14 protein-coding genes are annotated in these 13,766 nt (G+C 59.9%); 9 read left to right on the top strand and 5 right to left on the bottom strand.

The genetic code is table 11. The features are described 5' to 3' along the window. The 5 genes from ASC86_RS10475 to ASC86_RS10455 all read left to right on the top strand — a co-directional run bounded on the left by ASC86_RS10475 (window position 1) and on the right by ASC86_RS10455 (window position 4,149). On the top strand, window positions 1-663 hold the full coding sequence (locus tag ASC86_RS10475; protein WP_056320220.1) for a conjugal transfer protein TrbF: 663 nt from the start codon (window positions 1-3) through the stop codon (window positions 661-663). Window positions 664-679: 16 nt separating this feature from the next. Next, the gene (gene trbG / locus ASC86_RS10470) at window positions 680-1,492 is read left to right on the top strand and encodes a P-type conjugative transfer protein TrbG (RefSeq protein ID WP_056320218.1); all 813 of its coding nucleotides are present in this window, start codon (window positions 680-682) and stop codon (window positions 1,490-1,492) included. Between the two features lie 3 nt (window positions 1,493-1,495). Then, the gene (gene trbH, locus ASC86_RS10465) at window positions 1,496-1,933 is read left to right on the top strand and encodes a conjugal transfer protein TrbH (protein WP_056320216.1); all 438 of its coding nucleotides are present in this window, start codon (window positions 1,496-1,498) and stop codon (window positions 1,931-1,933) included. Between the two features lie 14 nt (window positions 1,934-1,947). Beyond that, window positions 1,948-3,291: an IncP-type conjugal transfer protein TrbI gene (gene trbI / locus ASC86_RS10460; protein WP_056320213.1), complete on the top strand. Its 1,344-nt coding sequence runs from the start codon at window positions 1,948-1,950 to the stop codon at window positions 3,289-3,291. 156 nt (window positions 3,292-3,447) lie between these two features. Next, window positions 3,448-4,149 carry an autoinducer binding domain-containing protein gene (locus tag ASC86_RS10455; RefSeq protein ID WP_056320211.1) on the top strand — a complete coding sequence of 234 codons (702 nt, stop codon included), beginning with the start codon at window positions 3,448-3,450 and terminating at the stop codon, window positions 4,147-4,149. Between the two features lie 2 nt (window positions 4,150-4,151). Here ASC86_RS10455 and ASC86_RS10450 read toward each other — a convergent pair whose 3' ends face one another. Continuing rightward, window positions 4,152-4,445, bottom strand: coding sequence for a transcriptional repressor TraM (locus ASC86_RS10450; RefSeq protein ID WP_056320208.1), 294 nt, complete (start codon window positions 4,443-4,445; stop codon window positions 4,152-4,154). A gap of 193 nt (window positions 4,446-4,638) precedes the next feature. Between ASC86_RS10450 and ASC86_RS10445 the strand changes: the two genes are divergently transcribed. Further along, window positions 4,639-4,869 (top strand): helix-turn-helix transcriptional regulator, encoded by a 231-nt coding sequence (locus ASC86_RS10445; protein ID WP_056320204.1) that lies wholly within the window; start codon window positions 4,639-4,641, stop codon window positions 4,867-4,869. A gap of 477 nt (window positions 4,870-5,346) precedes the next feature. On the opposite strand, the gene ASC86_RS10440 is transcribed toward ASC86_RS10445, so the two are convergent. Genes ASC86_RS10440 through traA form a run of 4 tightly spaced genes read right to left on the bottom strand, consistent with a single transcriptional unit; the run spans window position 5,347 to window position 10,994 of the window. Continuing rightward, on the bottom strand, window positions 5,347-5,955 hold the full coding sequence (locus tag ASC86_RS10440; RefSeq protein ID WP_056320202.1) for a TraH family protein: 609 nt from the start codon (window positions 5,953-5,955) through the stop codon (window positions 5,347-5,349). Window positions 5,956-5,969: 14 nt separating this feature from the next. Beyond that, window positions 5,970-7,133, bottom strand: a complete 1,164-nt coding sequence (locus ASC86_RS10435; RefSeq protein WP_056320199.1) for a conjugal transfer protein TraB — start codon at window positions 7,131-7,133, stop codon at window positions 5,970-5,972. Further along, complete coding sequence (traF, locus tag ASC86_RS10430) at window positions 7,123-7,689, bottom strand: conjugative transfer signal peptidase TraF (RefSeq protein ID WP_348270764.1); 567 nt, start codon at window positions 7,687-7,689, stop codon at window positions 7,123-7,125. The genes ASC86_RS10435 and traF overlap by 11 nt, the downstream gene beginning before the upstream one ends. Continuing rightward, window positions 7,686-10,994: a Ti-type conjugative transfer relaxase TraA gene (gene traA, locus ASC86_RS10425; protein ID WP_056320195.1), complete on the bottom strand. Its 3,309-nt coding sequence runs from the start codon at window positions 10,992-10,994 to the stop codon at window positions 7,686-7,688. The genes traF and traA overlap by 4 nt, the downstream gene beginning before the upstream one ends. Window positions 10,995-11,247: 253 nt before the next feature. Here traA and traC point away from each other — a divergent pair, with 253 nt between their 5' ends. From traC to traG, 3 genes are read left to right on the top strand one after another with little or no spacing between them, the layout of a single operon-like run. Further along, on the top strand, window positions 11,248-11,544 hold the full coding sequence (gene traC / locus ASC86_RS10420) for a conjugal transfer protein TraC (protein ID WP_056320192.1): 297 nt from the start codon (window positions 11,248-11,250) through the stop codon (window positions 11,542-11,544). A 4-nt stretch (window positions 11,545-11,548) separates the two neighbouring features. Then, window positions 11,549-11,764, top strand: a complete 216-nt coding sequence (locus ASC86_RS10415) for a type IV conjugative transfer system coupling protein TraD (protein WP_056320484.1) — start codon at window positions 11,549-11,551, stop codon at window positions 11,762-11,764. Further along, a complete protein-coding gene (traG, locus tag ASC86_RS10410; RefSeq protein ID WP_056320191.1) occupies window positions 11,751-13,676 on the top strand; it encodes a Ti-type conjugative transfer system protein TraG in 1,926 nt (641 codons plus the stop codon). Before ASC86_RS10415 ends, traG begins: the two co-directional genes overlap by 14 nt. Window positions 13,677-13,766 lie beyond the last annotated feature (90 nt).

The following is a 13,766-nucleotide window of genomic DNA, read 5'->3' as shown; positions in this document are numbered from 1 at the left end:
ATGGGAGCAAACCGGCCGCCCGATAGCCCTTACCTTGCTGCGCGGCAGGAATGGACGGAACGATATGGATCCTACGTCCAGGCCGCGCGCGCATGGCGGATTGTCGGCATTCTTGGATTGTTGATGGCGGTGATCGGCTTCACTTATGCGATGTATCTCAGCACGCAGGTCAAACTCGTGCCCTACATCGTCGAGGTCGACAAGCTCGGCACCTCGGTGACAGCCGGCTTCCCACAGCAGATCGAGTATGCCGATCCCCGCGTCGTTCGCGCGGCCCTCGGCAATTTCGTCATGAGCCTCAAGTCGATCACGCCGGATGCGGTGGTGCAAAAGCAATATATCGACCGGACGTATGCGCTGCTGAGAACCTCCGATCCCTCGACCCAGAAAATCAATGCCTGGTTCCGCGGCAACTCGCCGTTCGAAAAGGCGAAGACATCGACCGTCGCCATCGAGGTCAACAATATCGTCGCGCTCTCCAATCAAACCTATCAGATCGACTGGACCGAGTATGAACGCGACCGCAAGGGCAAGGAAACGGGCACGCGCCGGTTTCGCGGGATCGCGACCGTCGCGCTGACCGCGCCACAGGACGAGGCGATCATCCGCCTCAACCCGATCGGTCTTTATGTCCAGGACTTCGACTGGACCGCACAGCTTTAAGGGCAGGGGAATTCACATGCACAGAACAGGATTGATCGCGGCCGTCGGCTGCATGGGCGGGCTCGTCCTTGCGGACTGCGCGATGGCGCAGAGCATGACGTCGAACGAGGTGAAGGGGACCAACATCTCGCGGAAGTGGCGTGGAACGCTGGGTCTGGTGACGACCGGGCCAGATGGGAAAGTCATCTTTCTGTTCGGTGAGACCCAACCCTCCGTGGTGTGCTCGCCGCTTCAGGTCTGCGACATTGAGCTGCAAGGCGGCGAGATCGTCCGCGATGTGCTTGTCGGGGACACGGTTCGCTGGAAGGTCGAACCGGCGACGTCGGGGGCGACCGGGGGGCAGGCGATCCACCTTATCGTCAAGCCGTCGGAGGCCGGCCTCGTGACCTCTATGGTCGTCACGACCTCGCGGCGGACCTATCATATCCAGCTCAAATCCCATCCCAGCCAGTACATGGCTCGGATCGGTTTCGAGTACCCGGAGGAGGTGTCGACCAAGCTGGCCGACATCAATGCACGCCTCGAGGCCGGCGGCATTCCCGGGACGGCTCCGGACAAACTGAACTTCTCCTATTCGGTCAGTGGTGGCGCCTCATGGCGGCCGAAGCGCGTCTATTCCGACGGCGCCAAGACGTACATCCAGTTTCCCCGGTCCATCTCCGGCCAGGACGCGCCTGTCCTGTTCGTCGTCAGCGGGAGCCAGAACCGCATCGTCAACTATCGCATGAAGAACGACATGATGATTGTCGATTACGCGGTCGACAAGGCCGTGCTCGTCTCGGGCGTTGGCTGGCGGCAGCAGAAAATCACGATCCGGCGCGGAGGCTGACCGTTGAAGAAGACAAGCGCTGCCATCATCATCGCCTCAGTTCTTTCCGGTTGCCAGACCGCGGATGAAACGTTGACCACCAGTTCCACCCCGGTTGCAGTGACCGGCGCCACCGCAAGCGCGATCGCCGGCGACATGGCAAGCCGCCTCGCCGAACAGGTCGGCCCGGCCGCTACCATAACCCTCAAAATGGACAAGGACAGCTCTGAATATGCGGCTGCCCTTGAGGCTGCGCTGAAGGGATGGGGATACACGATCATTGCCGATGGCAGGACCGGCAAGGATGGAAAGCCTGTCGAAGTCGCTTGGTCGATCGACAGTTTTGACGGACAGGTTTTGGCACGGGTCAGCACGCCGGCCATAGCGCTTGGGCGCGCCTACACGGCGACGTCAGCCGGTGCGACGCCGGCCAGTCCGCTCTCGATCATTCAGCGAAACTGAGGGGAGGGGAGAGCATGGTTCAATCGCTCCAGCTCGGCACGACGGGCAATGCTGACGATCAACAGAGCATGCGGCGCCTCAATCGCGTGCCGATCATCGTCGCGATTGTCATCATCGTTCTGTTCTTCGGCGTCGTGATCATCGGCCTGTCCTGGCGTGGCCTCTCCTTCAACGGAGGAAATGAACTCGACAGCACCTACGCTACTCCGGCGACAACGTTTGGCGATCAGCTGAAACGAGGCGTGTCGGACGGGATCATAGGCGAACCGGAGAAACGTGAAGTGTTTCAGCCGACGCCGGCCGTCGTTGGACGCGAGCTCGTGCGGGAGCCAGTTGTGGAGCGCAAGAGCGAGGTCCGGACGGAACGACGATCGCAACTTGAACCCGAAGCCGAGTGGAAGGCTCGGCTGAAGCGGGAACAGGACGAGCAGTTCCTTCGTGAAGCGCAGCGTCAGAAGATAGCCAGCCTCCAGGCACGGGCGACAGCGCTCGATTCCCCACTGAAAGTGGATGTGTCTGAGGTGCAGAAGAGCACTTCGGAAACCAGATCCGACGCCCGCCAACCGCTGAGCTCCACGAGGAACAGCGCATCCGATCTCTATGGCGCCGCAATGAATTCCGGCCTTCTCGGGCACAATGTCGATCAGAACGGCCAGATATCGAAAGAGGATTTCTTCAACAAGGATATCAAGGATCTTGGATATTTGCCGAACCAGGTGGTACCGCAACTCTCGCCATACGAGCTGAAGCGCGGTTCCGTTATTCCGGCAACGCTGATCACAGGCTTGAACTCCGATCTTCCCGGACGGATCTCCGCTCAGGTCAGCCAGAACGTCTATGACAGCGCAACGGGGTACCGGCTTCTGATCCCGCAGGGTGCCAAGCTATTTGGCCGCTACGACGCCAAGATCTCGTTCGGGCAGAAGCGGGTATTGGTCGTGTGGACGGACCTGATCTTTCCGAATGGATCAACGCTTCAGATCGGCGGCATGGCCGGTACTGACGCTGAAGGATACGGCGGTTTTAGGGACAAGGTCGATCGCCACCTCTGGCGCACATTTGGCTCCGCGGCCCTCGTCGCGATCATCGGCACGGGTATCGACATGTCGATGCCGCAGAGCTCGACACTCGCCACGCAAGACACCGCATCGGACGCGGCGCGGCGAAACTTCGCCGAGAGCTTTGGCCGCGTAGCGGATCAAGCGATCTCAAGAAACCTGAACGTTCAGCCGACGATCAGGATTCGTCCCGGCTACCGATTCAACGTCCTTGTTGATCAGGACATAGTCTTTCCCAAAACTTGTCAAAAAACGTCTGGCTATATGACACCGCAAGCGAATTGTTTCACTCCCGGCTAATGCAATCTTGCGTAGGCATTTTCTTTTCTCTACTAGTCAACCTAGGCCCTACGCAAACCTGGGCATCGCCTTGGTTTCGGAGTTCCACGGATCTAAACTAAGGGCGTGCGAGGATGACCGCATAGCGTTCGTGACCTCGTTCGAAGGAGGTGCTGAATGAACCATTGGCTTGAATGCCTGACTGAAAAGGTCTCTCTGGCTCAAGACGAAAAAACGATCCATCTTGCGCTGAAAAAGGTCACCCAGGAGGCCGGTTTCAATCGCTACGCTTATTTGAGCTTGCAATCAGACACCCTTGTTGCCGTCTCGGATTACCCCTCGGAATGGCAGTCGCGGTACTTTGAGAAATCGTATGCATCGCTCGATCCCGTTATCCGGAAGGTCCAGAACCGTCAGGAAAGCTTTTCTTGGTCAAATGCGCCGATCGGAAGACCTGATCGAAAGCAATCGGCGTTTTTCGGCGAGGCAAAAGAATTTGGCATACAATCGGGCATCACAATTCCCTTCAAGTCTGGCCCTTGTCGTCGAGCGGTGCTCACCTTTGCATCGAATGAACCGGACTTTGCAGCCAACCAGAGCGTGAATCCTGTTACTGCGGCGATCGCCGCCGCTACTCTCCATGCCCAGCTAAAGTTCGTGCAAGCGCGTCATACAAGTGCGACCATTATCCCCCTCAAGGCACAAGAACTCACATGCCTTCGGTGGTCCGCCGAAGGGAAGACGATGAAAGACATTGCTGACCTGGAAAACATTTCCTTCTCGACGGTCGCATTCCACTTACGAAACGCAAAGTCCAATCTAGGCGTCTATACCTTGCAGCACGCCACAGCTCTTGCCACCGAGCTTGGCATAATCTGAGGTCAATTTGTCGCTCGGGTCGGCACCTCGGGAATGTAACCGAGGATGTCGAGCAATGTTGAAACGACCGTCTGCTGGGCGTGCACTGCGATCATCGCCGAAACATAAGACCGCTCCACCTCGGAACCAGACACAGGGTCACTGTGCGTATCGACCAGTTCCTCTAGTCGGCGCGCAGCATCACGCAATTGCCGATGTTTTTCGATTTCTTCAATTGCGTGACGCTCAACCTCGTCAGTGGGGCGTCCCTGCATCAAGCCGACAAGGGGTCTCAGGGTGAGCTTAGCGCTGGTCACGGTTCATCACGATCATGGGCGTTTGATTTCCCCTGAGAATACATGGGTTTTGCCACGGGGCAAATTAGCATCTGCCGCCGACGCGCTGCTGATCGGATATTGGAACTGCTGACCAAACTTTCTGCCTACAAACACTCTGGTTGTGGAGTATACTCCGTGGCAAAATACTCTTCAAGGCAGCCCTCTCGCGGGCATGGACATCCGAGAGGTATTTGCTCATAACCTAAAGACAGCACGGCTGTCGAAAGGCTGGTCCCAGGAGGAACTGGCACATCGTGCGGGTATTGACCGCACCTACGTAAGCGCGCTCGAGCGGAGTGTCTACGCAGCCACGATTGACATGGTGCAGCAGTTGGCCGTGGCACTCGGTCAGCAGTCCTGGCAGATGATGCGGCCGCGGGAAAACGACGCTGAGGGCGATTGATTTCAAACGGTTCTGAAGACAAATGAATTTGCGTTACATCGACCAGAGAAGCGAAAGCGGCACCGCCTGAAGCCGCTCGCCGAATGGTGTGACGCGGTCATGGTCGCGCAGAACAAGCCGCTTCTTGTAGTTGGCGCAATCCACGGAAATCATCCGTTTTCACGGTTGCCGACGCCCTTCACCTCAATGCCAACAATGCGGCCGCGCTGACGTTCGACGACGACACCAACTTCGTCGCGCTCTTTCGTGCGGTAGTGTCCGACTAATTTAAAGCCTAGTTCCGACCAATCTTAACAAGAATGATGCCCAAACTTAAACAAAAGCCAGCTCAATCGTACTTGCGGCTGGTTCCAGCGCGTCATCTTCAAGAGCTTGCCGTCGACGAAGTCGCTGTCGCTCCTCCCCAATGTTCTACGGACCATGCAAGGCTAGTCGGACGAAGAGCATCTTTCAGTGCGGCCTGAAAGCTCGACCGTGCTATTTCTGGCCCCCGATCCTCGTAAGATCGATACGAATCCCGGCGTTATAGGGCTCGCCTGACACCTCAGTTGGTTGAACGACAGGCGTTTCCTCCTTTTTCTCGCCGAGCCCGGCCTCCGGCGAGGTTGATTGCTGCAAAATTGCTTCCCCAGAACCTTGCTCTTGAAACACGGTCTCCCCTTCGAACTCTCCGGTTTTCCAAGCATGGACGGCATCATCGAATAGCTGGGGAAAGACTTCCTCGCTCGTCGGGTTTCCGTACCACCGTGCAACGATATGAAGGATCTTGGCGAACTGTGCAGTTCCCATGCGCAAGTTCGAGCAGGGATCAACCAGATCGTCGTTCAGTTTCGACGGGTCCTTTATTCCGATGCCCGCCGGAAACTGCGTTAAACCGACCCGCACGACGGAGTTGCCAACGTTCTCTCGGACGATCTGGATTGCCTCCTCTGAATTCCTCGGCTTCGGAACGAGGATCAGGCGATCCCCGGATTTCACTGTAATAGCCAGCGGATCGTCCGAACCGACCGCGTGTACGAATTGCTCGACGATTGCTGGCTTTAGAGATGGGTCGGCACATTCCTTGATCAGGGCAGCATCCAGCATGCGAGCTCCATACGTCAGGAGTTGAAAGAGATGACGAGAGGCAGATCGAACAGGCGTGCCCACGCCTCGCTGCTAGCGCGTTGAATATCGATGATCGACGTTCCGGATGTCCACCAGCCGTTACCGACAGCAACGATTGCATCGGGGCGATAGAGGGCCGATTGCAGGATGGGCCAGATCAGAAGCTGCTCGTAGCAGATCAGCGGGGCCGCTTTCAGGCTGCCAACCTCCACCACAGGGTTCGCGAAAAAATGGGCACGCGCACCACCATGGCCGCCGCGGAGCACGCGGCGCCATGGTTGCCACATCGAGCCGGGCACAGGCATGCGCTCCCGGTAGAGAACCGCACTGCCCTCTTGCGATATTTTCACAAGAACGTTGTCATATCCGCCGTCATCGACGATCGCCGCGCCGGCGATCACGGTGATATTCGTCGCGCCCAGCTTTGCGTGCCAGAGACGGGCAATCGTCGGCGTCCAGAAACCGAGAGCACTTTCCGGGAGAACGACCGTCGTGCCGGTTGGGCGGCCGAGAGCCACGTCAATCAACGCGTGTTGCCGCTCGCGACCTGCATCACGTCCGAGGGATGCTCCGATTTGAAGGTCGACACCAATCCACGACGCAGGTAAAACCGGTGTCGTCCACCCAGCGGCGGACCATAGCCAAAGGCCTGTCATGGCCATGGCTGCAGCCGGCCGACGGCGCGTCGCCATGATGCCCAAGCCGGCTGCCATCGCCGCGAGCCCCCACCATCCCCAAGCCGGAAACAGAATGCCCGCCGCGGTAATCGGATGCGCCCAGCCCATGATACCGAAGGGCGGTATCGCCATGGTTACGCACGCACCGAGGTAACGAAGTATCTTTTCCCATCCGCCAGGGTCCGTCCAGAGCACCGCATGCACCGTCACGAACGAGGAGGAGGCGACCAACCACAACAACAGGCCCGGCCAGATGTCCGAGGCGTAGAAGGTCGCCACACCTTGCGGCAACCCTCGCGAGGCGGCGAGGAAGTAGGCTGCGGAAACAACCGCTGCCTGCCCGCGCGACCGGGTCAAAGACCAAAATGCGGGAAAGGCAACAGCAGCTGGAAGCAGGAGAGCGTGCCCACTCCAGCCGATCAAACCGGCCACCGCCGAGGCGGTGACGAGAATGCCAGGCCTGAGAAAATCACGGCGCATAGGTCCAAACCTCCTGCGCCAGCCCCAAAACTCCGCTGATCGGCAGCGGCCCGAAATATCGGGAGTCGTAAGAGCCCGGAAAATCCGAATGCAGATATGCCGTGCCCGGTGGGATGGTCCCACCCTTGTACGGCGTCATCTTTCGATCCTGCTTGTCCACAAGAGCAACCGTCGAATTCGGCAGGAATTGTCCATCCACGTGAATGTCCATGCCAACCTCGACAATCTGGCCCGATGTCGCCGTCACGGTTTTAATGAGTGGTGCGACGCGGCCTTCGCAGAGCCCGAAGCGCAGGTAGCCACGTGCGCGCGCCTCACGCATCTCGTCTGTGGCCGGTGGGCAAATGAAGATCAGATCGCCAACCAGGATCGGACGATCGGGTTCGACGATCCGCCACAGACCCAGCGGCTCGCTCGGCGTGAGATTGATCCTGAACCCTGCGCCGCCAAGCAACACGATGAGGCCAAGTGCGAACAGGCTGACGCTGCTGATCCGATAGAACCAGATGGGTCGGTTAAGGCGTCGGAGCATTTTTTCTCGATGGCGCATTTTCATTTCAGGGTCAGCCCCTGCGATCTCGTCTGGCGCAGTGTCTCGGCCTGGTTCAGTGCCGTCACACTGCGCTCATGGGCGGACAGTTGCTGTACGGTCCGCATCGTGTTCCAGGCCTGTTGCACCTCGCTCTTCTGCGTGGCGTTCATGCCTGAAGTGACCCGCTGGAACGCCTCACCGATGGTGCCCTTGGCAGCGAGGGGCAAGAAGGTTCGTTCTCCAAAGCGCTCGGTGACTGCCTTGGCAAAACCTTCCAGCTCAGCCTTCACCATTTTGTCGGCGAGCGCATATTCGAGACCCGAAGGCAGGTCGTTGCGGTCGATGGCCTCACGCACCCGCTCCAGCACGCTTTTCGCATTGGACGAGAGAGCGGGGATCTCCAGCGCGACCTGTTTACGCACCGCCAGTTCCTCGGCGTGATTTCGCCGCTCCGCATCCCTGCGCTGGCGAAGATAGTCGCTGATACTGTCGGCGAGCGGCGTGACGTTCTTCAGCGCCCGATCGCGGTCCACTCTGTCGCTGCGACTCGCGAGCAAACCCGTCTTACCCTTGAGGGCGCCGAATGTTTCAGGCTCGCTGGCAATCCTGGTGATCGTCCTCGCCGCGATCGCCTGATCGCGCAACATCGCGTCAACATCGACGGTTTTGAAGGCGCTTTCCGGCTGCGCGTAGACGTGATGGAAGCGCATCGACACTTCCTCCCACTGCTTCTTGAGCGCGGGGTCGGCGGCAAGCTTGTCCTCCACTGCCTGATCGATCGATTTCGGGAATGTCGTGATGCCGGCCACCATGGGCTTGGCCTCCTTTGCTGCAGTGGAAATTGTGTTGGCCGTCGACGTTGCGAAACCGAGCCTGGCGCCGAGGGCCGCAAGCCGGCCGGCGAGATCGACAAGCTTCGGTTTCTGCCGGACCGTCCATTCGAGACGGTCACGCGCAACAGTTCTGGCGACGTTGACGATGTGAAGCCCGCGCGTTTCGGCAAAGCGGAGTGCCTGGCGGTAGATGCTGCCGCCGGCATAATCGAGCGTCGTTTCTTTCGAATTCCTGCGCGAGAGGATTTCGACCAGACCGCCAGCCTTGGCGAAGGATCGGTGGCCGTAATAGACGCCCAGGTCCTCACGGTGACGCGTCATCGCGACATAGGTCAGATGACGATCGAGCGAAAGCGATGCAAGCACCTTGACCCGATCGGCCGTCGCACCCTGGCTCTTGTGCACCGTGGTGGCATAACCATGATCGACATAGTTATAGAAGCGCTGCTCGACGGTAACTTGGCGCAGGTAATCACCCTCGCCGACGTCTGCAACAAGCCGACCGGGAACGGCTTCCACCACCTTGCCCAGCATGCCGTTCTTGACGCCGATCGAGCCCTCGTTCTTCAGGAAGACAATCTGGTCGCCGACAGCAAAACGTCTGAGACCGTCGGCGGTCTTGAACGCGGAACCCTGCTCGATGATACCACGCTCGATAAGCTTGGCGCGCGCCAGTTCATTCAGAAGGCGTACGTCACGGCGCAGGTGCGCAAGGATCACGGTGGACTTGGCCGGATCGTAATCGCGGCTCCAATCGGCGATAAGGTTGGTGACGGCTTCGGCCTTCAGTTCTGAGCCGATCACCTTGCCATTGGACTGATAGGCTGCCACGGCTTTGCCAACATTGCCGCGTGCCAGATCCAGCGAGGCGTCGCGCATCCATTGCTCACGCTGGCGATAGATCGTTTCGAGCTCCGCATATCCGATGCGATCGGCGATGGCTCGGAAGGCCGCACCCGCCTCGATCGGCTGAAGCTGCTCCGGATCGCCGACGAGGACGAGCTTGGCGCCTGCTCTGGTGACGGTCTCGACGAACAGCGCCATCTGCCGCGACGACACCATGCCGGCCTCGTCCAGCACGAAGACCGTCTTGTCGTCGAGCTGCCCGCGCCCTTGGTTCCAGCGGAGTTCCCAGGACGCCAGTGTGCGCGAGAGGATGCCGGCTTCCTTTTCCAGACCTTCCGCCGCCTTGCCGGCGAGTGCGCCACCGACGACACGGTAACCGGCCGCCTCCCAAGCCTCGCGCGCCGCCTTCATCATCGTTGTCTTGCCAGCCCCGGCGCGGCCGATCACGGCGGCGATCCGCTCACCGCCGGCGACATGTTCGATGGCGGCTTTCTGCTCACCCGACAGCCGTTGGTGTCGGGCGAAAGTCGCCTCGAGCACCGGCTTTCGAACGCCATGCGACGAGCGCTGCGAAAGCCAGATCGCCCTGTTCACCATTTCGGCTTCGAGCCGGATCAGCGCGCGTGTCGTAAACTTTGTTGGTGCTCTGACCCCGGTCACGAAGTCCAACCGCCCCCGGTCAAGCCTGAGGGTCTCGGGGCTCTGCAGGATGCGCACCATTAGGCTTTGGAAGAGACCCACATCATCGATGTAGCGATGCAGGATCTTAGCGAGATCGCGCTTGTCGAAGACACTCTTCTCCCGCGTGATCACGTCGAGCACGAGCTCCGGGTTGCGCTGGATCCTGCGGGCGTTCTCCACCCGCCGCGCCTCCTGCAGCTCACGCCGTTCGAGCGCAGCCTTCTCCTCTGCTCCCTCCGCTTTCCTCTCGATCGCCTTCGTGCCGACGCCGAGATGGATGGTGGGCGCCAGCTCGATGCCCTGCTTCTCGAAGGATCTGCCGTCGACGCGAAGGTCGAGGCCTGCAAGCGTGAGATGCCGGTTCTGGCAGGAGAAGCAGCCGTCACGAAGCGCATTGAAGTCCTCAAGCCCACCGGCCCAAAGTTCGTAGACGATCTTGCCGCTATCGTTGCGAAGCGGTTGGCCATCTGGTCCGGTAACCGCGACCTTTTTCGATCCGAAACCATCCTCAGTCAGCGGTCGCAATGTGGTCATCAAATGGACATGCGGGTTGCCGGGAGCGTCATGAAGGACCCAGTCCGCCACCATGCCCCGAGCTCTGATGTGCTTGGCCACGAAATCCCGCACGAGCTCAATGTTTTGCTCAGGGGAAAGCTCGACCGGAAGGGCAATGGTCACGTCCTTTGCGAGTTGTGCATCGGAGCGTTTCTCGAAATCCTCCACCCTGTTCCAGAACGCACCCGACGCCTCCGACACGGAACGATCGACAATCAATGATCGCAGCCATTCCGGTGCGTCATCGGGAATGACAAACTCCTCATGCAGGAGCCCCTGCTTGCGCGTGTAGTCGATCGTCCGGGCTTCCCGCTCGTAATCCATCTTGGCGCAGTGCCGATACGCCGCCGATAGCACCGCGCTGCGGCCGGAGCCGCGTGAAACGATGCTGACTGAGAAATGCGGGACGGCCACGACCGAAAACGCTCCTGCGATCGAAAAACTCAATATGTTAGTCAGGAGCGGAGGGCCCCGCCAGGGGGCAAAAGAAGGGCGTCGCATCAGCGACGTATAATTGCGCCCTTCGGATCCGTCCTTGCGAACGGTCGGGATGATGCTCAAAAGCGTAGGCTCCGCCTACTCGCATTTCTGTTAGTGGATCGGCACGACGATCTGAACGACTGTGGCTGCGTGACCCACAACAAGCAGCGATAGGGACAATCCAGAGATGAAGAAGCCATCCTCCAAGATCCGCGACGAAATTGCCAAGCTCCAGGAGCAACTCAAGTACGCGGAAGCGAGAGAGGCCGAGCGCATCGGCCGCGTCGCGCTTCGCGCAGGCCTAGGCGAGATCGAGATCGAAGAGACGGAGCTTGAGGCGGCATTGGAGGAATTAGCGAAACGCTTTCGCGGAGGCAAGTCCGGCACGAGCGGACGGATGGGGGCAGGGGAAAGCAGCGCGGGCGGTGGGCAGTCCGAAGCGCTCACGTCCGGCGCGCCTTCGGGCAATGCTGGCGAGGCTTGAGAGGATGAGCAGGAACGCAATATCCGATGCCCGGAAGAAGGACACGCGTGACAAGATCGAGCTTGGGGGCCTGATCGTCAAAGCCGGCCTTCGCTTTGAGAAGCGAGCACTTCTGCTCGGCGCCCTGATCGACCTGCAGAAGCGGCTGAGGTCCGACGACAGTGAGCGAACACGACTGACAGCGATCGGGGCGGAGGCGTTCGGCAATGAAGGCGAATAGGGTCGCTTTTGTCATTCTGCCCGCAGCCATGATGGTAGCGACCGTGTTCGCGATGACCGGGATGGAGACGTGGCTTTCCGGGTTCGGAAAGACCGACGCGGCAAAGCTTGCGTTGGGACGGGTAGGGGTCGCGGCACCATTCATGGCGGCTGCGGCCCTCGGCTTGATTTTTTTGTTAGCAACGGCCGGGTCGCCGAGCATCCCTGCGGCGGGGGTTGGTGCTGCAATCGGAAACGCCGCCGTCATTCTGACGGCTTGCTTGCGGGAAGGCATCCGGCTTGCAGCGCTGTCCTCACATTTGCCAGCGGGAGAATCCGCACTATCCTATCTGGATCCTTCAACCATTATCGGCGCGGCCTCTGCGCTGATGTCCGGCTGCTTCGCATTGCGCGTGGCGATGGTCGGCAATGCCGCCTTCGCCCGGGCAACGCCGAAACGCATCATTGGCAAGCGCGCCCTGCACGGGGAGGCCGACTGGATGAAACTCACCGAAGCGGGGAAGCTATTCCCGGACACTGGTGGAATCGTGGTCGGGGAGAGGTATCGCGTCGACCGCGACGTTGCCGCCGGCGTTTCGTTCCGCACCGATACCAGCGAAACGTGGGGCGCCGGCGGCAAGTCTCCGCTGCTATGCTTCGATGGCTCATTCGGCTCATCGCACGGCATCGTCTTTGCCGGATCGGGTGGGTTCAAAACCACCTCGGTGACGATCCCGACAGCGTTGAAGTGGGGCGGAGCGCTCATCGTGCTTGACCCCTCCAACGAGGTCGCGCCCATGGTAACGAAACATCGTGAAGAGGCGGGCCGGCGGGTCAGAATCCTGGATCCGCGCAAACCCGCGACAGGCTTCAACGCCCTTGACTGGGTCGGCCAGTATGGCGGCACGAAGGAGGAGGACATCGCCTCGGTCGCTTCGTGGATCATGAGCGACAGCGGTCGCGCCAACGGCGTTCGTGACGACGTCTTCCGGGCATCGGGCCTTCAGCTCCTGACGGCGATCATCGCCGATGTCTGCCTGTCCGGCCACACCCCCACGCAAAAGCAGACGCTCCGCCATGTCCGTGAGAATTTATCCGAACCCGAGCCGAAGCTTCGACAGCGTCTGCAGGATATCTACGCCAATTCGGAATCTGATTTCGTGAAGGAGAACGTCGCAGCCTTCGTCAACATGACGCCGGAAACATTCTCGGGTGTCTGTGCCAACGCCATCAAGGAAACGCACTGGCTCTCTTACCAGAACTATGCGGCGCTGGTGTCGGGTTCGACATTCCGGACCGAGGACATAGCCTCGGGTTCGACCGATGTCTTCATCAACATCGACACGAAGACGCTGGAAACCCATGCCGGACTGGCGCGTGTCGTGATCGGCTCGTTCCTGAATGCGATCTACAATCGCGATGGCAACATGGAAGGTCGCGCACTCTTCCTCCTCGATGAGATTGCCCGGCTTGGTTACATGCGCATTCTGGAGACGGCAAGAGACGTGGGTCGCAAGTATGGCATCACGTTGGCAATGATCTATCAGTCGATCGGCCAGCTCCGGGAAACCTTTGGCGGCGGGGACGCATCGAGCAAGTGGTTTGAGAGCGCGAGCTGGATCTCGTTTGCGGCAATCAACGATCCGGAGACCGCCGACTACATCTCGCGGCGCTGCGGCACGACCACCGTGGAGGTCGAGCAGGTCAGTCGCAGTTTTCAGGCCCGCGGTACGTCGCGAACTCGATCGCAGCAGTTGGGTGCTCGGCCGCTGATCCAGCCGCACGAGGTGCTGCGCATGCGAACTGACGAACAGATCGTGTTCACTGCTGGCAACCCGCCACTCAGATGCGGCCGCGCGATCTGGTTTCGACGCGAGGATATGAAAGCATGTGTCCAGCAAAGCCGTTTTGGTCAGACGGGCGCGCAAGACTAGTCGAGGCGCAAGCGGCGAACTTTCGGCTTGCATCGTTCCGGAAACACATCGCGACCGCTATGCGAACAGTCCTCTGGCAGGCACTGTGCG

The organism is Rhizobium sp. Root1212 (assembly GCF_001424985.1).
Lineage (GTDB): Bacteria > Pseudomonadota > Alphaproteobacteria > Rhizobiales > Rhizobiaceae > Pararhizobium.
Note: the sequence above shows the minus strand (reverse complement) of the source record. Positions and strands in the feature narration are given on the sequence as shown.